This window comes from Nesterenkonia sp. K-15-9-6 (genome assembly GCF_052656005.1).
The window spans coordinates 62,939-87,647 of record NZ_JBQYEY010000012.1 but is presented as its reverse complement, the minus strand read 5'-3'; the positions used below and the strand labels follow the sequence as shown (position 1 = coordinate 87,647).

24 protein-coding genes are annotated in these 24,709 nt (G+C 70.0%); 10 read left to right on the top strand and 14 right to left on the bottom strand.

Translation table 11 applies throughout. The annotated features are described in order from the left end of the window. Positions 1 to 21: 21 nt before the first annotated feature. The gene (locus tag SD455_RS09310; protein ID WP_445507910.1) at positions 22 to 1,020 is read left to right on the top strand and encodes an ABC transporter substrate-binding protein; all 999 of its coding nucleotides are present in this window, start codon (positions 22 to 24) and stop codon (positions 1,018 to 1,020) included. A gap of 13 nt (positions 1,021 to 1,033) precedes the next feature. Continuing rightward, positions 1,034 to 2,620, top strand: a complete 1,587-nt coding sequence (locus SD455_RS09305; RefSeq protein WP_445507909.1) for an acyl-CoA synthetase — start codon at positions 1,034 to 1,036, stop codon at positions 2,618 to 2,620. Positions 2,621 to 2,715: 95 nt separating this feature from the next. Here SD455_RS09305 and pcaC read toward each other — a convergent pair whose 3' ends face one another. The 6 genes from pcaC to SD455_RS09275 all read right to left on the bottom strand — a co-directional run bounded on the left by pcaC (position 2,716) and on the right by SD455_RS09275 (position 7,703). Next, positions 2,716 to 3,120, bottom strand: a complete 405-nt coding sequence (gene pcaC / locus SD455_RS09300; RefSeq protein WP_311025643.1) for a 4-carboxymuconolactone decarboxylase — start codon at positions 3,118 to 3,120, stop codon at positions 2,716 to 2,718. Then, positions 3,113 to 3,949, bottom strand: coding sequence for an alpha/beta fold hydrolase (locus tag SD455_RS09295; RefSeq protein ID WP_445507908.1), 837 nt, complete (start codon positions 3,947 to 3,949; stop codon positions 3,113 to 3,115). The genes pcaC and SD455_RS09295 overlap by 8 nt, the downstream gene beginning before the upstream one ends. A gap of 77 nt (positions 3,950 to 4,026) precedes the next feature. Further along, entirely contained in the window at positions 4,027 to 5,445 is a 1,419-nt protein-coding gene (locus SD455_RS09290) for a lyase family protein (protein ID WP_445507907.1), read from the bottom strand. A 13-nt stretch (positions 5,446 to 5,458) separates the two neighbouring features. Then, on the bottom strand, positions 5,459 to 6,052 hold the full coding sequence (gene pcaG, locus SD455_RS09285) for a protocatechuate 3,4-dioxygenase subunit alpha (protein WP_445507906.1): 594 nt from the start codon (positions 6,050 to 6,052) through the stop codon (positions 5,459 to 5,461). 2 nt (positions 6,053 to 6,054) lie between these two features. After that, positions 6,055 to 6,846 (bottom strand): protocatechuate 3,4-dioxygenase subunit beta, encoded by a 792-nt coding sequence (gene pcaH, locus SD455_RS09280; protein WP_311025647.1) that lies wholly within the window; start codon positions 6,844 to 6,846, stop codon positions 6,055 to 6,057. Positions 6,847 to 6,911: 65 nt separating this feature from the next. Continuing rightward, on the bottom strand, positions 6,912 to 7,703 hold the full coding sequence (locus tag SD455_RS09275; RefSeq protein WP_445507905.1) for an IclR family transcriptional regulator: 792 nt from the start codon (positions 7,701 to 7,703) through the stop codon (positions 6,912 to 6,914). A gap of 131 nt (positions 7,704 to 7,834) precedes the next feature. Between SD455_RS09275 and SD455_RS09270 the strand changes: the two genes are divergently transcribed. The 3 genes from SD455_RS09270 to SD455_RS09260 all read left to right on the top strand — a co-directional run bounded on the left by SD455_RS09270 (position 7,835) and on the right by SD455_RS09260 (position 12,026). Continuing rightward, on the top strand, positions 7,835 to 9,067 hold the full coding sequence (locus SD455_RS09270; RefSeq protein ID WP_445507904.1) for a 4-hydroxybenzoate 3-monooxygenase: 1,233 nt from the start codon (positions 7,835 to 7,837) through the stop codon (positions 9,065 to 9,067). A 101-nt stretch (positions 9,068 to 9,168) separates the two neighbouring features. Continuing rightward, positions 9,169 to 10,626 carry a benzaldehyde dehydrogenase gene (locus SD455_RS09265; RefSeq protein ID WP_445507903.1) on the top strand — a complete coding sequence of 486 codons (1,458 nt, stop codon included), beginning with the start codon at positions 9,169 to 9,171 and terminating at the stop codon, positions 10,624 to 10,626. A gap of 110 nt (positions 10,627 to 10,736) precedes the next feature. Beyond that, positions 10,737 to 12,026 (top strand): MFS transporter, encoded by a 1,290-nt coding sequence (locus SD455_RS09260; RefSeq protein ID WP_445507902.1) that lies wholly within the window; start codon positions 10,737 to 10,739, stop codon positions 12,024 to 12,026. 86 nt (positions 12,027 to 12,112) lie between these two features. Here the strand turns inward: SD455_RS09260 and SD455_RS09255 are convergent, their stop codons facing one another. The 5 genes from SD455_RS09255 to SD455_RS09235 all read right to left on the bottom strand — a co-directional run bounded on the left by SD455_RS09255 (position 12,113) and on the right by SD455_RS09235 (position 16,022). Then, complete coding sequence (locus SD455_RS09255; RefSeq protein ID WP_445507901.1) at positions 12,113 to 12,763, bottom strand: hypothetical protein; 651 nt, start codon at positions 12,761 to 12,763, stop codon at positions 12,113 to 12,115. Continuing rightward, complete coding sequence (locus SD455_RS09250) at positions 12,760 to 13,284, bottom strand: hypothetical protein (RefSeq protein ID WP_445507900.1); 525 nt, start codon at positions 13,282 to 13,284, stop codon at positions 12,760 to 12,762. Before SD455_RS09250 ends, SD455_RS09255 begins: the two co-directional genes overlap by 4 nt. Positions 13,285 to 13,484: 200 nt before the next feature. Continuing rightward, on the bottom strand, positions 13,485 to 14,054 hold the full coding sequence (locus SD455_RS09245; RefSeq protein ID WP_445507899.1) for a hypothetical protein: 570 nt from the start codon (positions 14,052 to 14,054) through the stop codon (positions 13,485 to 13,487). Between the two features lie 16 nt (positions 14,055 to 14,070). After that, positions 14,071 to 15,558 carry a hypothetical protein gene (locus SD455_RS09240; RefSeq protein WP_445507898.1) on the bottom strand — a complete coding sequence of 496 codons (1,488 nt, stop codon included), beginning with the start codon at positions 15,556 to 15,558 and terminating at the stop codon, positions 14,071 to 14,073. Between the two features lie 116 nt (positions 15,559 to 15,674). After that, a complete protein-coding gene (locus tag SD455_RS09235) occupies positions 15,675 to 16,022 on the bottom strand; it encodes a hypothetical protein (RefSeq protein ID WP_445507897.1) in 348 nt (115 codons plus the stop codon). 272 nt (positions 16,023 to 16,294) lie between these two features. On the opposite strand from SD455_RS09235, the gene SD455_RS09230 reads away from it, so the two are divergent. The 3 genes from SD455_RS09230 (at position 16,295) to SD455_RS09220 (ending at position 17,949) form a co-directional block, all read left to right on the top strand. Continuing rightward, complete coding sequence (locus SD455_RS09230; protein WP_085437264.1) at positions 16,295 to 16,672, top strand: YidH family protein; 378 nt, start codon at positions 16,295 to 16,297, stop codon at positions 16,670 to 16,672. Beyond that, positions 16,672 to 17,004 carry a DUF202 domain-containing protein gene (locus SD455_RS09225; protein ID WP_445507896.1) on the top strand — a complete coding sequence of 111 codons (333 nt, stop codon included), beginning with the start codon at positions 16,672 to 16,674 and terminating at the stop codon, positions 17,002 to 17,004. The genes SD455_RS09230 and SD455_RS09225 overlap by 1 nt, the downstream gene beginning before the upstream one ends. Positions 17,005 to 17,118: 114 nt before the next feature. Continuing rightward, positions 17,119 to 17,949, top strand: coding sequence for a SurA N-terminal domain-containing protein (locus SD455_RS09220; protein ID WP_445507895.1), 831 nt, complete (start codon positions 17,119 to 17,121; stop codon positions 17,947 to 17,949). Positions 17,950 to 18,116: 167 nt separating this feature from the next. Here the strand turns inward: SD455_RS09220 and SD455_RS09215 are convergent, their stop codons facing one another. From SD455_RS09215 to SD455_RS09205, 3 genes are all read right to left on the bottom strand, one after another. Then, complete coding sequence (locus SD455_RS09215; protein ID WP_445507894.1) at positions 18,117 to 19,493, bottom strand: DUF3100 domain-containing protein; 1,377 nt, start codon at positions 19,491 to 19,493, stop codon at positions 18,117 to 18,119. A gap of 321 nt (positions 19,494 to 19,814) precedes the next feature. Further along, positions 19,815 to 21,302, bottom strand: coding sequence for a chlorohydrolase family protein (locus tag SD455_RS09210; protein ID WP_445507893.1), 1,488 nt, complete (start codon positions 21,300 to 21,302; stop codon positions 19,815 to 19,817). Continuing rightward, complete coding sequence (locus SD455_RS09205; protein WP_445507892.1) at positions 21,302 to 22,543, bottom strand: amidohydrolase family protein; 1,242 nt, start codon at positions 22,541 to 22,543, stop codon at positions 21,302 to 21,304. Before SD455_RS09205 ends, SD455_RS09210 begins: the two co-directional genes overlap by 1 nt. A 168-nt stretch (positions 22,544 to 22,711) precedes the next feature. Here SD455_RS09205 and SD455_RS09200 point away from each other — a divergent pair, with 168 nt between their 5' ends. Both SD455_RS09200 and SD455_RS09195 read left to right on the top strand, forming a co-directional pair. Continuing rightward, on the top strand, positions 22,712 to 24,106 hold the full coding sequence (locus tag SD455_RS09200; protein ID WP_445507891.1) for an MFS transporter: 1,395 nt from the start codon (positions 22,712 to 22,714) through the stop codon (positions 24,104 to 24,106). Next, the gene (locus SD455_RS09195) at positions 24,030 to 24,677 is read left to right on the top strand and encodes a GntR family transcriptional regulator (protein WP_070161336.1); all 648 of its coding nucleotides are present in this window, start codon (positions 24,030 to 24,032) and stop codon (positions 24,675 to 24,677) included. The genes SD455_RS09200 and SD455_RS09195 overlap by 77 nt, the downstream gene beginning before the upstream one ends. The last annotated feature ends 32 nt before the right edge of the window (positions 24,678 to 24,709 follow it).

The window sequence follows — 24,709 nt, the reverse complement described above, 5'->3', positions numbered from 1 at the left end:
GAGCACACCTGAGGAGAAGTCATGACCACCGCCCGCACCACCACCATTCGCCGCACCCGCGCCCTGGGCGCCGCCGCCGTCGGCCTGCTCGCGCTCAGCGCCTGCGGAGGAGACGACGGCACCGCCTCCGAGGAGGGGATCCCCGAGGGAGAACTCGTCGAGGTCACCGTCGGGGTGCTGCCGATCGCCCCGTCGGTGGGGATCTACTACGGCATCGAGCACGGCATCTTCGAGGAGCACGGGCTCGACGTCGAGCTCGAGTACGCCGACGCCGGCGCCGCGATGCTCCCGGCGGTGAGCACCCAGCAGTACGAGTTCGGCATCGGCAACCCGAACTCCGTGCTCAATGCCGCGGACCAGGGCCTGGACATCCGGATCGTCTCCGGCTACACGAACTCCTGGGCAGAGGGAGACGACGTCGCCGGCGTCATCGCCAAGGCGGACAGCGGCATCGAGGACTGGACCGACCTGGAGGGCGCCTCCGTGGCGATCAACGCGCTGCAGACCCAGGGAGACCTGACCATCATGGAGTCGGTGGAGAACGCCGCCGGCGACCCGGAGGCCGTCTCCTTCACGGAGATGCCCTTCCCGGACATGCCTGCGCAGCTGGACCTGGACAACGTCGACGCCATCTGGGTGCCGGAGCCGTTCATGTCCCAGACGCTCAGCGACGACGCCAACCATCTGGTGGGTCACTCCTTCCAGGACGCCGTCCCGGGGATGCCCACCATGGTGGCGTTCAGCTCCGGAGACTACGTGGACCAGAACCCGGAGGTCGCTCAGGCCTTCCATGACGCGATGCACGAGGCGCTCTCGGCGGCCCAGGCCGATGAAGAGGGCGCCCGTGAGCTGCTCGTGGATTTCATCGACATGCCCGAAGAGGCCGCGATGAACATCGCCATGGAGGAGTTCGAGGCCGAGATCCGTACCGAGGAGATCGACGAGGTCGCCGCACTGATGGTCAAGTACGGATTCATCAGCGAGGTGCCGGAGATGTCGGAGATCTACTTCGTCGACTGAGGAGGAGCCGCACATGATCAACCACGGTCTGGGGGACTGGATCCACCGACGTCGGGTCCGGATGGCTGATCGGCCGGCCCTGTTCAGCACCGCCGGCGACCTCACCTATGGGGAGCTGGCCTCCCGCATCGACCGGCTGGCTCAGGCCCTGGCCGAGCGCGGAGTGCGGCCGGGAGACCGGGTGGCCTACCTGGGGGAGAACGCCCCCTCGGTGTTGGAGTGCCTCTTCGCGGTGAGCAGTCTGGGGGCAGTGTTCGTGCCGCTGAACACCCGGCTGGCGCCCCCGGAGCTGGCCTTCCAGCTGCAGGACTCCGGGGCGCGGACGCTGGTCTGCTCCGCCGAGCTCGGCCGGCAGGGTCTGGTCAGCTGCCCAGACACCCCGGTGGAGCGGGTGCTGATCGTCGGCGAGGAGACTGTGCCCGCCGAACTGGAGGACCTGGCCGACGAGCAGTTGGGCGCCGAGGTCTCCGCGCGGCCGGCGCTGGAGGCCTATGAGCCGGTCCTGGCCTCCGGAGCTGACGAGCGGCCCCAGGTGCCGGTGGCCCAGGACGACCTGGCGGTCATCCTGTACACCTCGGGCACCACGGGGCGGCCCAAGGGTGCGATGCTCAGCCACGGGAACCTGCACTGGAACGCGCTGAACGTCATCACCGACTACGACATCACCAGTCGGGACGTGGCGCTGATGATCTCCCCGCTGTTCCACGTGGCAGCCCTCAGCCAGGGGACCCTGCCGGTGCTGCTCAAGGGCGGCGCCGTCATCCTGGAGACCCGGTTCGATCCGGGACGGGCCCTGCGGCTGATCCGGGAGCACGGAGTGACGAACATGTCCGGGGTGCCCACCACCTATCAGATGCTCTGCGAACACCCGGACTGGGAGTCCACCGACCTGTCCTCGCTGCGCACGCTGACCTGCGGCGGGTCGGCTGTGCCGGCGCGGGTGCTCGACGCCTATGAGGACCGCGGCATGGCGTTCACCATGGGGTACGGGCTCACCGAGACGGCCCCCGGGGCCACGATGCTGCCGCCCTCCCATTCGCGGGCCAAGCAGGGCTCCGCGGGACTGCCGCACTTCCACACCGACGTCCGCGTGGTCCGCCCCGACGGCGAGCGGTGTGCCCCCGGTGAAGTGGGGGAGATCCTGGTGCAGGGTCCCCACGTGGTCTCCGGCTATTGGAACCGGCCGGACGCCACTGCGGCCGCCCTGGACGAGACAGACGAGGGCACCTGGTTGCACACCGGGGACATGGGGCACTTGGACGAGGAGGGGTTCCTGTACGTCACCGATCGGCTGAAGGACATGATCATCTCCGGAGGGGAGAACGTCTACCCGGCCCAGGTGGAGCAGGAGATCGCCCAGCTCGACGCGGTCGCCTCAGTGGCAGTGATCGGAGTCGAGGACGACCGCTGGGGCGAGGTGCCCCGCGCCGTCGTCGTGGTCCGCGAGGGTCACGAGATCACGGCGGAGGAGATCATCGAGCATTTGCAGGGAAGGCTCGCCCGCTACAAGATCCCCAAATCCGTGGTGTTCGTGGATGAGATGCCGCGCACCGCCTCCGGGAAGATCCGCAAGCCCGCCCTGCGCGAGCTGCACGCCTGAGGAGGGACGTCATCGAGTGGTCATGAACCCCGGCATCTCGACCCGATCTGCGGCGTGGCATCGGGCAGATGGCGGGATTCGTGGCCACTCGATGCTCAGTCCCCGCCGAGCTCCTCGGCAATGACCCGCTGGCCGATGCCGAAGGCGACGTTCGCCGCCGGCACGGAGCAGTAGATGGCCGCCTGGAGAAAGACCTCCTTGATCTCGTCGGCAGTCATGCCGTTGCGCAGGGCGGCGCGGATGTGCATCTCCAGCTCCTCCCAGTAGCCGCCGGCGATCATGGCGGTCAGCGTGATGGCTGAGCGCGTGGTGCGCGGCAGGCCTGGGCGGGTCCAGATGCTGCCCCAGGCGTAGCGAGTGATCAGCTCCTGGAAGTCCTCGGTGAAGGCGTCCTTCTTCGCCTCGGCGCGGTCCACATGCGCATCCGAGAGCACCTCGCGGCGCACCTCCATGCCGGCGGCGTAGGGGTCTTCAGCGGGTGTGGGGCGGGGGTCAGTCATCGAGCAGCTCCTCCAGGAGTCGGGCCGTGGCCTCGGGGGCCTCGGCGGGGGCCAGGTGTGCGACGTCGGGCAGCGTCACCGCCCGCACCGGTACGGAGCCTGCCGCCGCGCCGTCGGCGATCGCCGCGGCATCCGCCGGCGGACACACGGTGTCCTCGGCGCCGTTGACCACCAGCAGAGGACGGGTGAACCGGTCCAGACGGCCGGTGAGGTCATGGGCGCCCAGGGCGTGGCAGGCGTGGGCGTAGCTGTGGCGGTCGGCGTGCTGCAGGGACTGCAGCAGGGACGTGGCCACCCGGGGGTGCTCGGCCATGAACCCGGGGGCGAACCACCGCTGGACCGAGCCCTCCACCATCGTGGGGGTCCCCGCCTGGGCCACGAGCTCGGCCCGCTCGGCCCAGCCCTCCGGGGTGCCGATCCGGGCGGCGGTGCAGATCGCGGCCAGCCGGTCGATGCGGGTCCCCGGCCGCTGGGCCAGGGCCAGCGTGGTGGCTCCACCGATGGACACCCCGGCGGCCAGCACCGGGGTCGACGACGACACTCCGTGTTCGGCGACCACTCCCGCCAGGATCTCCTCCACGCCGTCGGCCAGGTCCTGGAGGGTGTACGGACCGTCGGAGGGCCGGCTCGCCCCGTGACCCGGCAGATCCCAGCCGATGACGACGAACCGTTCCTGCAGGTGAGGCACCGCGGGCCCCCAGAGCGCCGAGACGCTCGTGCCCAACGAAGGGCCCACCAGCAGCAGCGGGCGCTCGCCGGAGGTCAGGTCCTCGATGCGGCCGGCAAGCAGGGTCGGGGTGAGGGTGAGGGATCCCTGGGTCTGCGTCATCGACTCTTCCTGTGATGGCTGGTTGGTCAGTGGGGTGTGGCGGGTGGTGCGACGCCGAGGCGTCGGGGGCCGTGGCGTCAGGGGGAGAGCCCCGCTCGCAGCTCGGCGAACCGGGCCCGTGCGGCGTCGATCAGCTGCGCCGAGCGGCCCAGGTAGCGGTGGGGGTCCAGCGTCTCGGCCAGCTCGTCGTCGCTGATCGTCTCGGCCGGGAGCTTCTCCCGCAGCCGGACGGTCAGGTCGGACTCATCACGCGCAGCCTCGGCCAGCAGCGCCTTCAGCCCGGCCGGTCCGCCCGGGTGAGCGTCGCCCAGTCGGGCCAGGAGGCGTTCGCCGAGCACCCCCGGGCCTGCGGCGTCCAGGTTCTGACGCATCGCCGCCGGGAACACCTGAAGGCCCTCGCACAGCTCCGCGGCCCGGGCGGCCGCGCCCCCGCTGAGGCGCAGCAGCTCGGTCAGGGCCGGCCATTCGGCGTGCCAGGCGCCGTCGGGGCGCTCGTCCACGGCGGCGCCGGCGGCCTGGTGGAGCGTGGCCAGATGTCCGGGTCCGGCCAGGGCGGCGGAGCGGATCAGCACCGAGAGCACCGGATTCTGCTTCTGCGGCATCGCGGAGGAGCCTCCGCGGCCTGGGGCGGAGGGCTCGCGCAGCTCTCCGATCTCCGGGCGCTGCAGGGTGAGCACGTCGGAGGCCAGCGTGCCCAGCGCGGCGAGGGCCTCGGCGGCGGCGGAGGCCGCCTGCAGCACCGGGCCACGGCGGGTGTGCCAGGGCATGGCCGGGAGCGCCAGGCCCAGCTTCTCTGCCAGCCGGGCGGTCAGCTCCTCGGCGCGGGCGGGGGAGCCGGCGAGCTCCACCAGCGCGGCCTGGGTGCCGACGGCCCCGCCCCACTGCAGGGGGGCGGCACCGGCGGCGACATGCAGGTTCTCGGCGGCGTCGCTGAGCGCGGCCAGCCATTGGGCGGCGCGGAGCCCGAAGACGGTGGGCAGCGCGGGCTGGGTCAGCGACCGGGCGACGGCGAGCGTCTCCCGGTGGGCGTCCGCCGTCCGGCTCAGCACCTCCCCGGTGCGCAGCAGATCCGTCACGACCTGGTCGATCACCCGACGCACCACCAGCATCAGGGCGGTGTCCAGCACGTCCTGGCTGGTGGCTCCGCGGTGCAGCGCGGCATCCGTGGCTCCGCGCTCGGCCAGCAGCCGGCGCACCTCGGCGAGCAGTGGGATCACCGGGTTGCCGCCGCCGGTGGCGGCCTCGGCCAGCACCGCCGGGTCCGGATGGGCTGCCATGTCCCGGCTCAGTTCCCGCAGTGCGTCCGCGCTCTGCGCCGGAGCGAGTTCCGCCTCGGCCAGCACCTCGCCCCAGGTCGCCTCCACCTCCAGCAGCGCGGCGACGACGGCGGCGTCGGAGGTCATCGACGCCGCGGCGGTCCCGGCCCAGGCTGGGTTCAGCAGGCCGTGCTGCCCGGTCGCGGGCCCAGCAGAGTGTTGGTGCAGGGGAGATGTCATGGACACCATCGTGTCAGTCCGCCGGGCCGGTGACCTGTGGGGTGTTCGGGTAGCTCAGGAAGACCGTCTCGTCCTGGCCTTGGAACCGGATGTCGAAACGCAGGCCGTCATCGTCGCGGGCGGCGATCAGCGTGTGGCGTCGGTCCTCCGGCACGGAGACCAGCAGGGGGTCGGCGGCCAAGGCGTCGGTGTGCTCCGGCAGGTACGCGCGGGTGAAGAGTCGGTCCATCAGTCCGCGAGCGAAGACCGTGACCAGGATGAACGGTGCCGCACCGGCCGACGTCGGGCCCGGCTCCACGGTGGTGAAGCTGTAGTGGCCCACTGCGTCCACGGCGGCCCGGCCCCACCCGGTGAAGGTGTGGCCGTCACGGTGCAGGGAGCCCGGCTCGGCAGGGATGCGGCCTGCACCATCGGGCTGCCAGATCTCGATCAGCGCGTCCGGGACGGGGGCGCCGTCGCCGTCGTAGACGGTGCCGTGCAGCCGCACCGCCTGCGGGTGGGAGCGGTCCACCAGGTCCGGCCCGCCCTCATAGGGCAGCGCGAAGCCGAAGAAGGGGCCCACCGTCTGGGCGGGGATGGGGGTCAGGTCGCCGGGGGTGCGGGCCATGGTCAGTGCTCCTCCTGCTCGGACCAGGTGCGGTTGCTGCCGGACAGGACGATGTCCCAGCGGTAGCCGGTGTTCCATTCGTGCTGGGACACCGAGTGGTCGTACTCGGCCACCAGGCGGTCGCGCGCCTTGGGGTCGGTGATGGACTGGTAGATGGGGTCCAAGTCGAAGATCGGGTCCCCGGGGAAGTACATCTGCGTGACGATCCGCTGGGTGAAGTCGGTGCCGAACATCGAGAAGTGCAGATGCGCCGAGCGCCAGGCGTTGTGGTGGTTCTTCCACGGGTAGGGCGCCGGCTTGATGGTGGTGAACGTGTATTCCCCGTTCGGGCCCGTCAGGGCGCGGCCGACGCCGGTGAAGTTGGGGTCCAGCGGGGCGGGGTGCTGGTCCCGCTTGTGCATGTACCGGCCGGCGGCGTTGGCCTGCCACATCTCGATCAGCTGATTCGCCACGGGGCGGCCGTCGCCGTCGAGCACCCGCCCGGTGACCACGATGCGCTCTCCGATGGGCTCACCGTGGTGCTGGATGGTCAGGTCCGCCTCCAGCGGGGAGACGTCCTGGTGCCCGAAGGCCGGGCTGTGGAGCTCGATCTCCTCGGGGTCCGCGTGGTGCAGCGACTTGGTGGGGTGGCGCAGCAGCGAGCTGCGGTAGGGCGGGAAGTTCAGCCGGGCGCTGGTCTCCTCCCCGTCGGCGGCCTTGCGCGACTCGTAGTCGCGGTGGATCTGGGCGATCTCGGCGTCGATCTCCTCCTGGGAGGCCGCCGCCGCATCCGGATCGGTGGGCTTCTCCGCCATGGTTCCGCTCCTTCGCAGGTGAGACCGGGCGCTCCCTGAGGACGCCGGTGGGGACGGGTGCGTCCTCAGTCTGCGGGGCTCTCCGGGGCCCGCACCACGGGTGTCTCATTCAATGGCACAGTCGGCTGGGGCATGGCCCGGCTGATGCCGCGGGCGGCGGTCTGCAGCGCCATGAGGAACTGCGGGATCTCGGGCGAGTCCCGCGGTACGACGACGGTCAGCGCGGCCAGTGCGCGTCCGCGAGGGTCCAGCACTGGCACGGAGAGCCCTGCGGTCTCGGTGTTGATGACGCCCACCAGCAGGGCGTGGCTCCGCCGACGGGCCTCGGCGAGCTCCCGGCGCAGCTCCGGCCGGGCCGCCTCCGCGCGGTCCCCGTGCTCGGCCCACCAGCGCTCGGCGGTGCGCTGAGGTGCGAAGGCCAGCAGCACATGTCCCATGGAGGTCAGATGCGCCGGCATGGTGGTCGCCACCTCCGCCGGGTTGGCGACGGCGCCGTGCCGGGAGAGCCGCTCCACGATCAGTGCGCCGTCGTCGGCGAGCACCGAGAGCTGGGTGGTCTGCCGGACCACCGCATTGACGTCCTGCATGTACGGCAGCGCTGCGCTGCGCAGCTCCCGGTGGATGGGGGCGTGCTGGGCGATCTCCCACACTCGGCGCCCGACGACGATCTCGCCACCATCGGTCAGCGCCAGCAGGCCGCGTGTGCGCAGCTCCCGGATGAGCCGGTATCCGGTGGTCCGGGGCAGGCGTGCGGCGGCGACGAGGTCGCCAGGGGTCTGGGCCGGCTGCTCTTCCAGGGCGGCGAACAGCCGCATCACGCGGTCCAGGACGGCGTCGCCGCTGGGGGAGTTGGCCATGGGACCAGGGTATCGGCCATGCCGTGGGCGAGTCCTGTTCAATGGGATTCTCCTGGTGTCTCGCCCCTGCCGTCGCCACACTGATCGTGTCTCAGAACACATCAGCAGGACCAGATCAGCAGGGAGAACCAGTGAGCGCACACACCAGCCGAGTCGACGTCGGCATCGTGGGCGGCGGGCCGGCCGGCCTGATGACGGCATTGCTGCTCACGCGCCGCGGGATCAGCGTCGCCGTCGTCGAACGCCGCAGCCAGGAGACCATCCGGGCCACTCAGCGGGCGGGCATCCTCGAGGCGCCGACGGTGGACATGCTGGTCGACGCCGAGATCGGCTCCCGGGTGCTCACCGAGGGTCACGAGCACGAGGGTACGGTGCTCAGCTTCGACGGGGTCCAACACCGCATCGACTTCCAGGCCCTGGTGGGCCGCTCGGTGTGGCTCTACCCGCAGAACGAAGTCTTCCATGATCTGGCGACCGCCTGGCAGGCCGAGGGCGGCGAGATCCACTGGGAGGTGGACGACGCCGCCGTCGAAGGGCTCGAGGGCGACGCCCCGGCGATCACCTTCACGGATGCCGCCGGTGAGCCGCGGCGGATCGAGGCGGAGCTGATCGTCGGCGCCGACGGGTCCCGGTCCATGTGCCGGAAGCTCATCCCTGATGACGTCCGCACCGACTACCGCACCACCTACCCCTTCGCCTGGTTCGGGATCCTCTGCGAGGCCCCGCCTACCGCCCCGGAGCTGATCTATGCGAACTCCGAGGTCGGCTTCGCGCTGATCTCCCAGCGCAACGAGGACATCACCCGCATGTACTTCCAGTGCGATCCGGACACCGACCCCGAGGACTGGAGCGACGACGCCATCTTCGACCACATCCAGCGGGTGCTCGGCGGCGAGGACGTGGTGGCGCTGAAACGTGGGCGGATCATCGACAAGACGGTGCTGCCTTTCCGCTCCTACGTGTGCGACCCGCTGACCCACGGGCGGCTCGTCCTGGCCGGCGACGCCGGGCACACCGTGCCGCCCACCGGTGCCAAGGGGCTCAACCTCGCCTTCTCCGACGTCCGCGCCCTGGTGCCGCGCATCGAGGAGTTCCTCACCGGCCTGAGGCAGGGCGTCGAGGGCGCGGCCGACGTCGACCCGTTGACTGTCACCGAACCCCTGCGCCGCTATTCGAAGACCGCATTGGACCGGGTGTGGAAGGCCCAGAACTTCTCATGGTGGGCCACCAACCTGCTGCACCGCCGGCCCGGGGAGGATCCCTTCGCCCACCAGCGACGCCGCGGTGAGTTCGACGCCATCACCGGATCAGTCCACGGGCAGGCCTACTTCGCGGACTCGTACACCGGCTGGGCCGACGCCTGACGACCTGAGAACCTGACGACCTGAGAACCTGTCGACCTGACCACCTGAGAACCCACCACGGGACAGACCACCGGGCAGACCACCACGAGAGAGAGGCATCGATGACGCTGCTGGACTCCACCACCTGGACGGGCAAGATCCACTCCACGCGCTGGACGGAGGGCTCGGACGGCACGATCACCGTCCGGGAGCCCGCCACCGGCGAGACCCTCGGGGCCGTGGGCGCCGCCTCCCGCGAGGATGTGCTGGCCGCCTCCCGCGCGGCGGCCGCCGCGCAGAAGGACTGGGCCGCCCGACCCCCGCGGGAGCGGGCCGCCGTGCTGCGCCGGGCCGGACGGCTCTTCGAGGAGCACGCCGAGGAGATCCGCTCCTGGATCGTCTCCGAGACCGGCGCCATCCCGCCCAAGGGCGGGCTGGAGGCCAAGATCGCCGCTGACGAGTGCCACGAGGCGGCCGCGCTGCCCACCCACCCGCACGGTGAGGTGCTGGCCACCGACGAAGATCGCTGGTCCCAGGCGCGACGTCGGCCCGCCGGAGTGGTCTCCGTGATCGCCCCGTTCAACTTCCCGCTGATCCTCTCCATCCGCTCCGTGGCGCCCGCCCTGGCGCTGGGCAATGCCGTGCTGCTCAAGCCCGACCCGCGCACCTCCGTCTCCGGGGGTGTGGTGCTGGCCCGCATCTTCGAGGAGGCCGGCCTGCCCGAGGGGCTCCTGCATCTGCTGCCCGGCGGCCGAGAGACCGGCGCCGCCGTCGTCGAGGCCCCGGAGGCGCGCGTGGTGGCCTTCACCGGTTCCACGGAGGCCGGCCGCAGCATCGGGGAGACCTGCGCCCGGCTGCTGAAGCGGCCGCATCTGGAACTCGGCGGCAACAACGCGATGATCGTGCTCCCCGAGGCTGACCTGGACCGGGCGGTCTCCGCGGCCGCCTTCGGCTCCTTCATGCACCAGGGACAGATCTGCATGACCACGGGGCGGCACCTCGTCCACGAGGACATCCACGACGACTACCTGGAGCGACTCGCCGCGAAGGCCGACGGCCTGCCGGTGGGTGACCCGGCCCGGGAGCAGGTGGCCCTGGGGCCGATCATCGATGAGAACCAGCTCAAGCGGGTGGACTCCATCGTCCAGGAGACCGTGCTCCACGGCGGCCGCGTGGTGGCCGGCGGCACCCATGAGGGACCGTTCTACCGGCCCACAGTGCTCACCGACCTGACCGAGGAGAGCCCCGCCTGGGCGCAGGAGATCTTCGGGCCGGTGGCCCCGGTGATGCGGTTCCGCACCGAGGAGGAGGCCATCGCCCTGGCCAATGGCAGCGCCTACGGGCTCTCCGCCTCCATCCTGGGCGACGTCGGCGCGGCCATGCGGATCGCCGACCAGCTCGCCTCTGGGAAGATCCACATCAATGAGCAGACCGTCTCCGATGAGGCCTATGCCCCCTTCGGCGGCGTCGGCGACTCCGGCAACGGGAGCCGGGTAGGAGGCGCGGCCGCCAACATCGAGTCCTTCACCGAGCTGCAGTGGCTGACCCTGCGTCCGGAGATCGCCCAGTACCCGTTCTGACGCCGTCTCTCCGTCCCGACGCCGTTGGTCCCGACGCCGGCCAGGCCGCCGCCGTCGTCGTCGGCTCCGGCGTACTCTGAGCAGGGGCAAGGAGACGTCAGGAGGCGCGGGTGAGCAGAGGCGAGCCGTCACAGGTGGGCGCATCGGGCCGCGAGGGTCCCGGGATCGGGCTGCTGGCCGCGCTGCTCGGTGCGGTCGGGATCGGCCCGGTGCTGCTCTACGGGCTCAGCGCCACCAGTGAGCTGGTGATCGTCGACCTCGGCATCACCGAAGCCCAGTTCGGACTCTTCGCCACCGTCTGCTTCGCCTGCGCCGCCGTGGGCAACGCGTCTCTGGCCAGGCTCTCGGACCGGCTCTCCGACCGTGTCCTGATGAGCCTGATCTTCGTGCTCGCCGCGCTCGCACTCGGCCTGGCCGCCGTGCCGGGAGGCTACGTCCTGGTGCTCGTGGCCGCCGGGGTCTCCGGGCTGGCCCAGTCCTTCCCCAACGGGGTCACCAACAGGATCCTGCTGCAGCGCGTGCCCGCCCGCCGACGCATCGGCTGGGCCGGAATCAAGCAGTCCGGGGTGCAGGCCAGCCAGCTCACCGCCAGTCTCGCCTTCCCCGCCCTGGCGGTGTGGATCGGCTGGCGCGGCGCGTCCCTGCTCTCTGTGCTGCTGGCCCTGGGCCTGATGGCGCTGACCTTCCGGGCCCTGCGGGCGGCACCGCCGCTGAGCGCCCCCGATCCCGGTCGCTCCAGGCCGACCTCGGCCTCCCCGGGGGCGACGCCGGAGGCCCCCGGCGCGTCACCGGCCGCAGGCCGGGGACCGGAAGGGGCGTCGTCGAGATCGCGCCTGCCGGGGGCGGTGTGGGCGCTGACGCTCTTCGGCTTCCTCAACGGGCTGGGCGTCCAGGCGACCAACGTGTACCTGCCGCTGTTCGCGGTGCGGGAGCTGGAGTTCAGTCTGCTCGCTGGCGGCATGACCGCCGCGGCCGCCGGCGCGATCGGGGTGGCCGCCCGCGTGGGATGGGGCCGGGTGATGTCGCGCGGCGCCTCTGCACCGAGGCTGCTGCTCGCCCTGGCGCTGATGGCGCTCGCCGGGGCCGGGACGTTCCTGCTGGCTGGGGCGACCGGATGGGCGGCGCTGCTGTGGCTGGCCGTGGCGCTGCACGGGGCCTCGGCGCTGGGGGTCTCCGTGGTGATCATGGGGGCGCTGCTGCGCCGTATCCCCGCGGAGAAGATGGCCTCGGCCACCGGGATCGCCACGGCGGGGATGTTCGCCGGATTCACCCTGGGCCCGCTCGTGATGGGGCTGCTGATCGGCGCCACGGGAGGATTCCAAGCCGGGTGGCTGGCCGCGGCCGGGACCTATGCCGGCTGCGCAGTGCTCGCCGCCGCACTGGTGGCCCGGGGCCGGTGACGTCCTGCTGCGTTGCCGCCGGAGCAATTGTCGCTAAACGTCGCTTCAGTGCCTGGATTCCGACCACCGCTCCGGAGCCAAGGGTCTCAGCCGTCGTTCTCCTGTTCGTGCTCTTCGCGTTCGAGGAGCTCGGAGGGCCCGGGGTTTCTCTCTCGACGTTCTTGCCGGTGTTCTTCGGCGAAGCGTTCGAAGGTCTCGTACATGGTGTGGTGGTCGGAGCAGCGGGTCTGGTAGAAGACTTCGATGTGGGAGTCGTCACCGCGCACTTCGAGGAAGCGGCCCTCAGAGTTGCCTGCGCCAAAGACGGCGGGGCGGTCCATTTCGGTTGAGCTGGTGTGGTTGTTCGCGTTGGGGGTCAGGCCGAGTTCTGCGGTGATGGCTTCGCCAGCGGCGTAGACCTCCTCGCGCGGGAGGCCGTGGGAGTACTCGAAGATGACGCGGTACCGGTGGGAGTCTCCGGTGCAGGCGATCGGCCGGATGTTCTCGTGGTGATCTTCCAGGGTCCATGTGTTGCCGTTGGGCAGGAGGTAGTCCTGGCCGAAACGAGCTTCCATGGCCTCAGCGACTTGGCCGAGCTCTTTGAGCTGTTCGGGCTGGGTATAGCCGCCGTCAGTGGCGATCGAGGTGGATGAGGTAGGGGTGGGGTCCTGTCTGTCGGCTGTGGGGGTGCAGGCGGTCAGGAGGAGTCCCAGGGCCAGGGTCGTGGCGATGAGGGATCGGTGCGGTGTGCGGTTCACTCGTCCGCGTCTTCGTCGGGTCCGAGCCCGGGAGGGGGAGAGTATTGCTCCCGGAGTTCTTGCCGGTGTTCTTCGGCGAAGCGTTCGAAGGTCTCGTACATGGTGTGGTGGTCGGAGCAGCGGGTCTGGTAGAGGACCTGGATCTTGGAGTCGTCGCCTCGGACGCGGAGGAACCGGCTCTCGGAGTTGCCTGCGCCGAAGACGGCGGGGCGGTCCATTTCGGTTGAGCCGGTGTGGTTGTTCGCGTTGGGGGTCAGGCCGAGTTCTGCGGTGATGGCTTCGCCAGCGGCGTGGACCTCCTCGCGGGGGAGGCCGTGGATGTACTCGAGGGTGATGCGGTATCGGTAGGTTTCGCCGGAGCAGATCACTGGTCGGTAGTCGGCGTCCTGGTCTTCCAGGGACCACTGGTGGCCGTTCGCCCTGCGGAAATCATCACCGAGGTGGCGTGACATGGCCGCCACGACCTGGCCGAGCTCCTCGATCTGTTCGGGCTGGGTATAGCCGCCGTCAGCATTGATCATGTCGTCATCCTCGCGATCTGGTTCGTTGGACTGGTCCTCCAGATGAGTGGACTCGGGCCCGGCAGGTGCTGATGGGTCCGACTCTGGGCTGCAACCTGTCATGATCAGGGCGGCCGTGAGGGCAACTGTCGGGACGAGGCGACGCGGAGGATCAAGGACGATCCGGGGCAGGCGTCCCGTGCAATCGGCGGTTCTGAGTGTCATTCTCGTTCCTCGCTCCAGGGGAGACGCTCTTCCAGGTTCCGCCAGGTCGAACTTCGCTCGAGCTTTCTCCAGGGATGGTGGTGCTCAAGGTCCCAGCCATCCTCGTCGGCCGGCTCCGCGATCCAGTCGATACGGTCGTGTTGGCCGTTGAGAACCTCCATCACGGTGATGAAAGCCTGCGCGTCGAGGTCCAAGTACCCAGTACCGTCGCCGTCGTGTCGACTGTGGCTCGTGACTCCTTCGCCGTCGATGGGGGATGCGTCGAGGTACTGCCCCGTGCCGTCAGAATCGAAGATATAGGCGCCCGACCCCGGATCAGCGGGGTTGAAGGAGTTCTGACTCCACCACCCGCGCCCGATGTTCGACGTCCAGTCCCAGAATCCATCGGTGGCATAGACGGCGGGGTGGCCGCCGCCAGCGTCCTTGACGTGGAGATTGCCCAGGTCGTCGTCCTCCACCAGGCCGTCAGGGTATCCCGAGGACCCGAAGGAGATGAAGCTGTCCACATCATGGGCGGTCCGAGTCAACGCGTGGATGGACATGTTGGTGCCGTATGAGTGGGCCATGACGTCGAGTCGAGCGTCATGGTTGCCCCCTGCGGCTGTGGTGGCACGGTGACCGTCCAGGGCATGGGCAAAAGCCCAAGACCCAGCGTCGGCGCTGTCGGAGCGGAGCACGGACTCCTTCTTCAGCGTGGTGTCGCTCTGTGGGCGTGTCAGATGGTCTGTGTAAGCCGTACCGAGAGGAACGGTAAGAATCATGACCATGACTGAGGAGAAGAACCCAGCCGAGCCTTCGGGCCAGGAGTTCGTCGTAGACGTCCTGCGCATGGTCGACTTCGCCGGGCTCATGGTCCTTCGTCATCTGGTCGGTCCCGCTGTTCATGCCCGGCGCGTTGAAGACCGTCTGCTCGGCATCATCCGGATTCCCGATCGAGACAGAGGCCAATGGTGGATGGTCATCCACGCCTGTCACGCCCACGTTCAGCGACAGCAGAAGGCGTTCGCCCTGGCTGTCCTCATCTCCTATGACACTGTCTTGGATGTTCTCCAGGTAAGGCAAGTGTTCGTCCGGTGTGGAGGGGGAATCCAGCAGTCCGATCAACGTGCTCTTGTTCGCCTGGTCACGGACCTCGTACGGTACGCCTTCGGTATTTCCGACGATCACCGGCAGGTCAGACGTCAGTGCCTCCTGCTGCTCCTCATCGAGCTGCTCATGCCACCACTGGGCGCCGTCAGGCCAGCCGTCCAGCTCCTCCTGACTGCTCGGGGTGGGCAGGTTGCCGCGGTTGACCTGGGGATTCTCCCGGGCGAAGTCCTTGATCTCATCTGCGGACATGGCCGTCAGGTGGTCATAGAAGTCGCCGACGTCCTCCACGGTGCAGTCCGGGCCGGTGGCCGCCTTGTAGAGGTCTTCAGCCCGCTCGACAGGATCCCTCTGCAGGGTGGACAGCACCGCGGCCAGTGCGAAGCCGGGCGCGAAGTCCCGTGAGGATGCGGTCGTTCCCGGGCCGAAGACGGCAGCGGAGGCGGTACCGACGTTGAAGCTCAGACGGCCCCCGGAGTACGTCGGGCCCACACCAGGGGTCAGGCCGGAGCCGCCGTCGGCATAGGCGGTGGGAATCGACTCTTCCACCCCACCGTGGCCCTGCAGCGCGTCCAGCTCCTGTTCCGTATCGGACTGCAGGGTCTGCCACGCGTGGTTCAGCTGGACCACGGCCTGGTTGTGCTGCTGGACCTGCCGGCGCAGGAACTCCTCCGCGGCCGAGCCGTCGTCGTCAGCGCTCGAGGAGAGCCCCGTGGTGGACAGCTGCCCCTCCAGCTGGACCGCCTGTGCGGCGAGGTCATCGGCTCGCCGTTGCAGGGGGCGCCCGGCGAGGATGAAGTCGTGCAGCGTCCGCGCGGCCAACCCCCAGACTCGGGCCCAGTCATCCGAGTCGTCCGGGACGCCGTCGAGTGCGGACCACAGCTGCTCCTGAGTCTCCGGCTCGGAGTAGTGGAGCCGCACCGTCTCCCATGCGGTGGCCGCCTCGCGGAGCGAGGCCGCATGACGGTTCGACTCGTCAGCCATGCGTTGAGCCGCATCGTCGAGGTCCGTCCAGGGGACATCGATGGCCGCTGGGCGGAGGACAGCATGACCTGTCGCGGACAGGAGCGCCGTCCCGGCTCCGTGAACACCGAGCCCCGTCATCCGCGGCTCCCCGGACTGTCGAGCGGCCTGACGTTCGCGGAGGCGGCCTGGGCCTCGGCGGACATCTCCTCGTCACCCGTGGAGACGATCAGCGCCACCTGCTCCAGCACGTCGGCACACCCCTGGCCATAGGAGGCGGCCTTGGTGCCGGTGCCAGCACGCGGCGCGATGAGCCGGGACAGCGCGGCCGCCACACCGTCGGCGGTCCCGCAGAGCTCCGTGGATGCGCGAGCGGCCGAGGCCGCGTGCATCCCCTGGGCGCGCGCCGCCGTGGAGTGCAGACGTACCGACGTCGCCACGCTGGTCAGCCCAGCGGTCGAGATGTCATACCTGATGTCCCCCACAGGTCCTTCCTCGTCAGTCGCGCGCTTCAGCAGAATCGCCGACCACATCATCAGAGAAATCTGGACAGGAGCTTGACGGGGATGAGTATGACGCCGGCACGCGGTGCCGTCGGAGGGACTGCCGGAACGCACGCACTGACGCGAGGTTCAGCGACGATCGCTCCGCAGGCGTCCCGAGGAGGGGAGAACGTGGCAGACTCGTGGTGTCGCAGCCGGCGGGGGAAGCCGTCGCAGAAGCGGCATCGACCCAGTGCTGAGGCAGGGAGGAGCGCATGGCAGAGTCCACGGATCGCGGATGGTTGGAGTCCAAGCTGCTCGCCGACGGCGAGGAGCCGGACCCCCGGTTCACCCTGGCCAACGAGCGCACCTTCCTGGCCTGGATCCGCACCGCCCTGGCCTTCCTGGCCGGCGGCATCGCCCTGGAGGCGTTCGCCGCCGACGTCTTCGCCGACCCCTACCGGACCATCATCTCCGTGCTCACCATCGGGGTCGGGCTGCTCATCAGCCTCGGCGCGGCGGCCCGCTGGCTGCATGTGGAGCGCAGCCTGCGCCGTCGTCGTCCGCTGCCCATGCCGCTGATCATCCCGGTGCTCAGCTTCGCCTCCGGGGTGGCGATGGCGGTGGTGATCCTGCTGGTGGTCATCAGCTGATGCCGTCCACCCCGGCCGCGCTGCACGGCGACCCCGGACTCCAGCCGGAGCGCACAGTGCTCTCCTGGGGCCGCACCATGCTGCTGTTCGCCCTCATCGGAGCGGTGTTCCTGCGCTGGATGCCGCACTACGGGCTGTGGACCCTGCTGCTGACACTGGTCTGCGCCGGTGTCGCGGCCGGTATCTACCTCACCCAGCGCCTCCGCTACCGGCGCCAGGCCCGCGGGGTCCAGCAGGAGAAGGTGGAGGCCGACGTCGTGGCGGTCCTCTGCACCACCGGTGCCGTCGTCGCCCTGGGCGTGTTGGGTCTGTTCGCGGTGCTGTGGGCCTGAACGCCCCCTGAACGTCCGGGGTCGAGTCTGGTGTCGGGCTGGATGGAGCCTGGCTTGCATGTTGTGTCCCGTGTGCTACGTTGCCCGCTCATCCACGATCAGGAGGTGCTTGTCATGTCCAAGAAGCTGTTGACAAGCTGTGCCCTGGCCGGCGTGCTCTTTGCAGTCGCGGCCTGTGGCGATGCCCCCGAGGAGGGGGCCGACGCGGACACCACCGCCGAGGCGGAGCAGGGCGCCGAAGAGCAGGGTGCCGAACAGGGCGCTGAAGAGCAGGGTGCCGAGGGTGAGGCCGGTGCTGAGGGCGAGATGCCCGAGCCGGACACCTCGGACATCCCCGACGTGGTCGCCGAGGTCAACGGGGAGGAGATCTCCGGGGAGGACTTCGCGGCCTTCTACGAGAGCCAGTTCCAGCAGGCCGTCATGCAGTCCCAGATGAGCGGTGAAGAGCCGGACGAGGACGCCATCAAGGAGCAGTCCCTGGAGTCCATGATCGGCAACGAGCTGCTCATCCAGGACGCGGAGGACGCCGGCTACGAGGCCAGCGAGGACGACGTCGAGTCGTTGCTGGAAGACACCGCGGAGCAGTCCGGCATGGAGTCGGTGGACGACCTCATCGCCGCCTACGAGGAGCAGGGCATGGACGAGGAGCAGCTCCGCGAGGACGCCCAGAACCAGGTGCTCATCGATCAGGTGATCGAGGACATCGACGTCGAGGAGCCCTCCGAGGAGGAGCTTCGGGACTACTACGACCAGTCCGTGGGTCAGCAGGCCCCGCCCGAGGAGGGCGCTGAGGAGGGTGCCGAGGGCGAGGCCCCCGAGACCCCGGAGTTCGAGGACGTCAAGGACGAGCTCGAGGACCAGCTGACCAGCCAGAAGCAGGGTGAGGCCGCCCAGGCCCACGTGGACGAGCTCCGCGAGGATGCCGACGTGGAGACCCACCTCTGAGTCGCTGACTCACCCCGCGTCACCGACTCACCCATATCGCCGACCCTCCTCGGGTGCGGCTGAGGCACATCGATCGGTCGATCCGACGAGATCACCGGGCCTGTGAGGCTCAGATCCCGTCGGATCGACCGATCGATGCGTCGTGGCGCGTCGTGCGCCTGCGCCGGTCAGCCGGCTGGAAGGGCGAACTGCGCGACGACGGCTGCCGCCAGATACGCAGATCCCAAGGTGAGGAACCCGATGAGCACGACCTTCCAGCTCATCCTCTTCAGGCCCTCGATGTCGCGGCCGAGGCTCAGCCCGAGCAGTGCGATCTGCGGAAGGCCGACCAGCAGCACGTTGAGGTCCTGGGTCATGGCCACCAGGAACTCGGAGCCGGGGAAGAACGGCGCCGAGGCCAGGGTCGCCATGCCGAGTACCCAGATGCTCGCCGGCACGCCCCGGGTGTAGCGGGCCAGGAGGAAGGCCAGCACGGAGAGCCCGGTGACCATGGTGATGCCGATGATGCCGGTCAGGTTCAGCTCGCCGGTGCCCTGCCAGTTGATCAGCAGCGCGGCGACGCCCGTGAAGATGAAGGCGGCCACCCAGGCGGCGACGGTCTTCGGAGGCGGCGGGTCCTGCGGCTTCTTGGCCCGCGCGGGGCCCTCCTCTGGGGCGGGGACAGGCTCGGCGGCGATGCTGCGCGCATCCGCCTCCTGTTTGCCGAGGATCTTCACCCAGACTCGGTAGAACCAGCGGGCGAAGGGCAGCACCACGTAGACGCCCATGTAGAAGCCCACGATATTGGTGACCAGGTTGGAGATCGCGGCCAGCGCCATGATCTCGCCGGCCATCTCGGGGTAGAGCACGGTCAGTGAGCCGGCGCCGCCGAGCATCATGGACGCGGAGCCGAGGCCGCAGGCCAGGGCGAGGGCGCGCGGGTCGAAGATCTCCAGGCCGCCGGTGACGCCGGCGATCAGAGAGATGAAGGCCGCGCCGAAGACGGTGCCGAGCAGCCAGACGCCGAACACGCCCTGGTACTCCGGCGCCCGGACGCCCCATTTGTCGATCGCGTAGGCCAGGTAGGACTCGCGGTTGGCCGACCAGGTCGCGCCGATGGCCACCCTCCCCAGTCCCATGGCCACGGCCACCGGAATGCCGATGATGACGGTGCCGAAGGCGTTGCCCAGCTCCTGCAGGGCGATGGCGGGTCCGATGTCCACGAGGTCCGGCAGGGAGGGGCCGATGCCGGTGCCCAGCAGGGCGAGGAAGACGACGATGCCGACGCGGATCAGCAGTTCGCTGACGGCTCGCGTGGGCCCGGTGACGGGGCGCCAGGGTTGGAGTCCCACGACCGCGCCGATCAGCACTGCCCACAGCAGCGGGAACAGCACGATGGCGGCGAGGCCGATGGTGAGCTCATAGGTGCCGATGAGGACGGCGGCCGCGGAGACGCCGACGCCGAGTCCCATGGCCCACATCCAGGAGCGGCGTGTATGCCGCTGGAGCGGTGATTCGACGGCGATCGGTTCCGACTCCGCCGCAGTCTGTCCGGTGGTCTGCATTCAAGCCTCCCGCGTGAATTGGTATACCAAAACCATAGGGAGCGGTGTGACGTACGTCAATAGCTGCTGTGAGGCGTTTCACAGAGTGAGAAGGTTCTGTCACTCAACAGGAGAGGCGGCGCGGCGAGAAGAACGGGCCGACCCGAGAGCAGGGGGAGACTCCCGGGCCGGCCCGCAGGGCGGCGCCTGTCGACGGCGCCGATCAGGGGTGCCGACTCACCGGCACTGGTCACCGGCACTGGTCAGCGGCACTGGTCAGCGGAGCAGCGCCCTCTCAGACGTCGTGGCGAGTCAGAGGGCACGCGCTGTCAGGCGCGGCGTTCAGCGGATCGGGAAGCTCGGCGGCTGCAGCTCCTCCAGGCTCCGTCCGGCATGGTCGCTGATCGTGTGGGAGGCGATGTACTCGTCCAGGAACTCCTGGGCGCGCGGGAGGTAGTCGCCGTCGTCGACGGTGAGGATCGCCCCGTCCTCGACGATGGTCCGTCCGGCCACCACCACGCGGGTGATGTCCCGGCCGTCGCCGTTCATCACCAGGGTGCGCACCGGATCCGCATGAGGGCCCACATGGGTGCCGGTCAGATCCATCACGAAGTAGTCCGCCTGCGTGCCCGGCGCGAGCCGCCCGAGATCCTCCCTGCCCAGGGCGCGGGCCGGGTCCAGGGTGGCCGAGCGGAACAGGTCATGCGGTTGGGCGGCCGGGCCCCGACCGGTCAGGGTCTTGGTCATGGTCATCGCCAGATCCAGGGCGCGGATCATGTTCGGCGGGGCGGAGTCGGTGCCGATCACCACCCGCACTCCGCGGTCCCGGTAGGACTGGTAGCTGTCCATCGCGGAGCCGTAGTGGCCGCTGGGGATCGGGCAGAAGATCACTGAGGTTCCAGACTCGGCCAACAATGCCAGGTCATCGATGCTGTCTCCTCCGAGACCGTGCTGCGGGCCGCTGATCTCGGCAGGCATGTGCAGATGCCCCGGCATAGTCCAGGCGTGCGGAATGAACGTCCGCTCACCGAGGAACCCGATCTCGGCCAGATGCGGCAGCGAACGGCGCCCGGTCCGGGCGATCATCTCCCGGTTCTCGGGCACTCCCTGGGCGGCGTGCAGGCGGATCGGCACGTCCAGATCGTCGGCGGCCTGACGGGTCAGCCGCAGCGTCTGCTCGGTCTGCGTCTCGATCCGTGCCGGCAGCAGCGCCCCGCGGATCAGCCCGTCCGCGGCGCCGTCGTAGTCCTGGACGAACCGCACGGCGTCCTCCAGGCCTGCCAGGCCCTTCCGCTCGTCCCGGTGCAGCAGCATCTGCGTGCCGTCGGTGTAGGGCACATGGGTCCGGTAGCTGGGCCCCAGGTAGGCGCGGATGCCCAGCGCCTCCACCGCCTCAGCGGTGTCGGCCATGTCCTGGTAGTCCTCGCACCATTCCTTGTAGGTCTCGGCCGCGATCGGCATCATCGTGGTGATGCCGTTGCGGATCAGCTGGCTGATCGCGAACTCGCGCCGGAACTTCTCCTGGTCTCGGGTGAAGCGCGGACCGTGATCGTGCAGGTACTCCTCGGACCAGGCCAGGCCGAGCAGCCGGGAGGCGTCGGGCCAACAGTCGAACAGGGCGTGGTCGATGTCGGCCAGCGCGTTGAGGTCGATGAAGCCGGGGGAGACGATGGCGTGGCCGGCGTCGATCTCCCGGTCGGGGGTGCCCGGCCAGTCGCGGCCGACGAAGAGGACCTCGGCGTCGTCGTGGACGAGCTCGCCGTCGGGGATCAGGCAGTGGTCGCCGTCGGCGTAACCGATGACGAACCGAGCGCGGATGCGGGTGATCATCAGCGGACACCTCCGATCAGCTCGCCGCCGGAGGCCACCAGCCGGCCGGCGGAATAGACGTCTCGTGCGGACGGGCAGTCCATCACCGCCGCGGTGACGGTGTCGGCCTCCAGGAGGATGAAGTTCGCCGGGGCGCCCGCGGCGAGGCCGAACTCGGCGTCGTCGAGCAGATTCACGCCCTCGGGGCGGGCTCCGGCCATCACCATCGCCCCGCCGCGGGAGGCGATGTCCACGCAGGCCTCGACGTCGGCGTCGCGGCGGAACCCGTTGGTGAAGGCCAGCTGCCAGGTCCGGCGCAGCAGGTCGCCGTCACCGTAGGGGCTCCAGTGGTCACGCTGCCCGTCCTCGCCCAGGCCGAGCGCGACCCCGTGCTCACGCAGCATGCCCTGAGGCAGGGAGCCGATGGAGGGGGCCACCGTGGTCAGCGAGACGCCGGCCTCGGCGAGCTGCTCCACCACGCGTGCCACCTCCTTCTCCGGATTGGTGTGCAGGGCGAAGGCGTGGGAGATCGTCACCTTGCCCTGCAGGCCCAGCTCCCGGGTGCGGTGGGCGATCTCCTCCATCGAGAAGATGCCGGCGGTGCCGGACTCGTGCAGGTGGATGTCGGCGCCCGCACCGTGCTTCTCGCACAGCCCGAACACCACGTTCAGGTGGGAGACCGGGTCGCGGTCATAGAGGACGGGGTCCAGGCCGCCCACCAAGTCCGCGCCCTCGGCCAGCGCCTGGTCGAGCAGGTCGACGACGCCGGCCTCCCGCTGGATGCCGGCCTGGGGGAAGGCCACGATCTGGTGGTCGATGATGTCGGTGTACCGGGAGAGCCCCTCCTGCACGCCGTGGAACCGCTCCAGGCCGCAGTCGGAGTCCACCTGGGCGTGGGAGCGGATCCGCACTCCGCCGGAGGCGATGATCTGCGCCAGCGCGTAGGAGGCCTGGTCGGCCACGCTGCGCTCGCCGTCGCGCCATTTGCGACGGTCGTTCATGATGTAGCCGTGCAGCGTGCCGTCTGCGGTGTGGGGCAGGAAGGTCTGCCCGAGGCGGTTCGAGTCCAGGTGGGAGTGGACGTCGCCCAGGGCTGGAAGCAGGACGCGGCCGCCGCCGTCGACGATCTCCGCGCCGTCGGGGGCGGGAGTGGTCCCGGCCGGGATGATCTCCGCGATGCGGCCGTCCTGGACCGTGAGGTCGACGGCAGGTTCGTCGGGGGTGCGAGGGAAGAGTCTGACGTCGGTGAATCGGGTGGTCATCCGCTGTCTCCTGGATGGTCGGTGATGTCGGGCGTCGACGGCGTCGGTGGAGCTGACAGGGTCAGTCTCGGGCGACCTGCCGAGGGAGTGGGAGAAATCACGTCCACGTATTATGGTATACCAAACAGGAGTGGCACGATATTGAGGTGACAGGATCAGGAGGCGGGCATGAGAACTGACGCGCAACCCGGACGGGGCGCGACGGCCCTGGCCGTCCTGGCCCTGGCGCTGCTGGCCGTGTGCCTGCGTCCCGCCGCGACGTCGCTGGGCCCCGTGCTGGCCGAGGTCGAAGCTGCCTTCGCGCTGCAGGGGTGGCAGTCCGGACTGCTCACCGCGCTGCCCGGAGCCGCCTTCGTGGTCTTCGGGGCGATCTCCTTCCTGCTGCTGCGTCGGCTGGGTCTGTTCTGGTCCCTGGCCATCTGTGCGGCGGCCATCGGCACCGGGCTGGGCTTGCGGGTGCTGGTGGACAGCTGGTGGGGCTTCGCGGCGTTCACCACGCTCTCACTCGCCGGCATGGCGATGGGCAACGTGGTGCTGCCCGTCTTCGCCAAAGCGCGTTTCCCTGAACGCCAGGCCGTCTCGGTGACCGTCTTCATGGTGGGACTGGGGCTCGGCGCCTCCGTCCCAGCCCTGCTCACCGCACCCCTGGCCGAGCACGTCGGCGGGTGGCGCTTGGGTCTGGGGGTGTGGGCCGGACTGCCGCTGGTCGCCCTCATCGCCTGGGCCGCCCTGCGGCGCCTGGGCGGCGTCCCGGCCGCCTCCACCCAGAACCGCGGCGCCTCCGGGGCGGTCGGCCGCATCACCGCGTCGTCCGGGGCCTGGATCCTGCTGCTCTACTTCGGGCTGCAGTCCCTCCACGCCTATACGCACTTCGGCTGGCTGGCCCGGATCTACCGCGACGCCGGCCTGGACCCTGTCGCCGCCGGCGCCATGGTCGCGATCATCGTCGCCGGAGGCATCCCGGGCGGCTTCATCGCCCCCCAGATCGTGGTGCGCCGCTGGCATGTGCGCAGCGTGCTCATCGGCTACGGCCTGATCTCCGCCGTCGGCTACACCGGTCTGCTGGTCGCCCCCACCACCACCCCATGGCTGTGGGCGATCTGCCTGGCCATCGGCGGGTTCTCCTTCCCCTCGGCGCTGGCGCTGATCACCGCCCGCACCCGGGATCCGGAGGTCACCGCGCGGGCCTCCGGCTTCATCCAGTCCGGCGGCTACGTCTTCGCCGCCCTCGGCCCTCTGGCCATCGGCGTGGTCCTGGAGCGCACCGGCACCTGGACCGTGCCGCTGGTGGGGCTCATCGTGCTGGCCCTGGCGATGGCCGTCGTCGCCTGGTGGGCCTCCTCGCCCGAGTCTCTGGATGATGAGGTGGCGCCCGACGGGCCGCCGCCGGGCGAGTCGCAGGAGGCGGCCGATGCGGAGACGGGCAGCGCGGAGACGAGCATTCCCGAGGCGGGCCCAGCAGACGCGGAGTGGAACAATGAGACCTATGGCCGAGCCAGAGAACAGAGAGTCCGAGACGACGCGCGTGGCCACCCGGCTGCGCGAGCAGATCATCGACGGTGAGCGCCCGCCCGGCAGCAGGCTCGTCGAGCGTGAGCTGGCCGCCGAGCTCGGCGTGAGCCGGGTGCCCGTCCGCGAGGGTCTGCGCCTGCTGGCCGCCGAGGGTCTCATCACGCCCCGGCCCCGGACCTGGGCCATCGTGCGTGAGTTCACGGAACGTGATGTGCGCGAGCTCGAGGAGGTGCGCACCTCCCTGGACACGCTGGCCTTCACCTCGGCCGCCCGGCGCCACGACGATGCGGGACTGGCGCGCCTCGAGCGTGTCCTGGTCAACGGGGAGGCCGCGGCCCAGGCCGGCGACGCCGTCACCGCCCACCGTGCCGCAGCCGCCTTCCACTCCACCGTGGTGGAACTGGCTGACAACACCCACCTCCAAGAGCTGTGGGGCACCATCCAGAGCCGGGTCCGCTGGATGCTCAGCCAGCATGATGACCTGCTGGTGGTCACCCAGGAGCACCGCGGCCTGTTCGAGGCGCTCGCCTCCCGGAACGAGGAGCTGCTGGAGCGGCTGGTGGTCGAGCACGCCCAGACCAGCCGGGATCAGCACCGCGAACGTCAGGCCCGCCGCAGCTGAGCGGGGCGGCCTGTCTAGCGGTGAACTTGACG

Coding starts and splice junctions, on each gene's coding strand:
- SD455_RS09305 (WP_445507909.1), top strand. CDS start 1,034: ATGATCAACCACGGTCTGGGGGACTGGATCCACCGACGTCGGGTCCGG.
- SD455_RS09200 (WP_445507891.1), top strand. CDS start 22,712: ATGAGAACTGACGCGCAACCCGGACGGGGCGCGACGGCCCTGGCCGTC.
- SD455_RS09290 (WP_445507907.1), bottom strand. CDS start 5,445: ATGACATCTCCCCTGCACCAACACTCTGCTGGGCCCGCGACCGGGCAG.
- pcaG (WP_445507906.1), bottom strand. CDS start 6,052: ATGGCCCGCACCCCCGGCGACCTGACCCCCATCCCCGCCCAGACGGTG.
- SD455_RS09220 (WP_445507895.1), top strand. CDS start 17,119: ATGTCCAAGAAGCTGTTGACAAGCTGTGCCCTGGCCGGCGTGCTCTTT.
- SD455_RS09265 (WP_445507903.1), top strand. CDS start 9,169: ATGACGCTGCTGGACTCCACCACCTGGACGGGCAAGATCCACTCCACG.
- SD455_RS09205 (WP_445507892.1), bottom strand. CDS start 22,543: ATGACCACCCGATTCACCGACGTCAGACTCTTCCCTCGCACCCCCGAC.
- SD455_RS09240 (WP_445507898.1), bottom strand. CDS start 15,558: ATGGCTGACGAGTCGAACCGTCATGCGGCCTCGCTCCGCGAGGCGGCC.
- SD455_RS09225 (WP_445507896.1), top strand. CDS start 16,672: ATGCCGTCCACCCCGGCCGCGCTGCACGGCGACCCCGGACTCCAGCCG.
- SD455_RS09230 (WP_085437264.1), top strand. CDS start 16,295: ATGGCAGAGTCCACGGATCGCGGATGGTTGGAGTCCAAGCTGCTCGCC.
- SD455_RS09295 (WP_445507908.1), bottom strand. CDS start 3,949: ATGACGCAGACCCAGGGATCCCTCACCCTCACCCCGACCCTGCTTGCC.
- pcaH (WP_311025647.1), bottom strand. CDS start 6,846: ATGGCGGAGAAGCCCACCGATCCGGATGCGGCGGCGGCCTCCCAGGAG.
- SD455_RS09245 (WP_445507899.1), bottom strand. CDS start 14,054: ATGGCCCACTCATACGGCACCAACATGTCCATCCACGCGTTGACTCGG.
- SD455_RS09250 (WP_445507900.1), bottom strand. CDS start 13,284: ATGATCAATGCTGACGGCGGCTATACCCAGCCCGAACAGATCGAGGAG.
- SD455_RS09195 (WP_070161336.1), top strand. CDS start 24,030: ATGGCCGAGCCAGAGAACAGAGAGTCCGAGACGACGCGCGTGGCCACC.
- SD455_RS09215 (WP_445507894.1), bottom strand. CDS start 19,493: ATGCAGACCACCGGACAGACTGCGGCGGAGTCGGAACCGATCGCCGTC.
- SD455_RS09275 (WP_445507905.1), bottom strand. CDS start 7,703: ATGGCCAACTCCCCCAGCGGCGACGCCGTCCTGGACCGCGTGATGCGG.
- pcaC (WP_311025643.1), bottom strand. CDS start 3,120: ATGACTGACCCCCGCCCCACACCCGCTGAAGACCCCTACGCCGCCGGC.
- SD455_RS09310 (WP_445507910.1), top strand. CDS start 22: ATGACCACCGCCCGCACCACCACCATTCGCCGCACCCGCGCCCTGGGC.
- SD455_RS09210 (WP_445507893.1), bottom strand. CDS start 21,302: ATGATCACCCGCATCCGCGCTCGGTTCGTCATCGGTTACGCCGACGGC.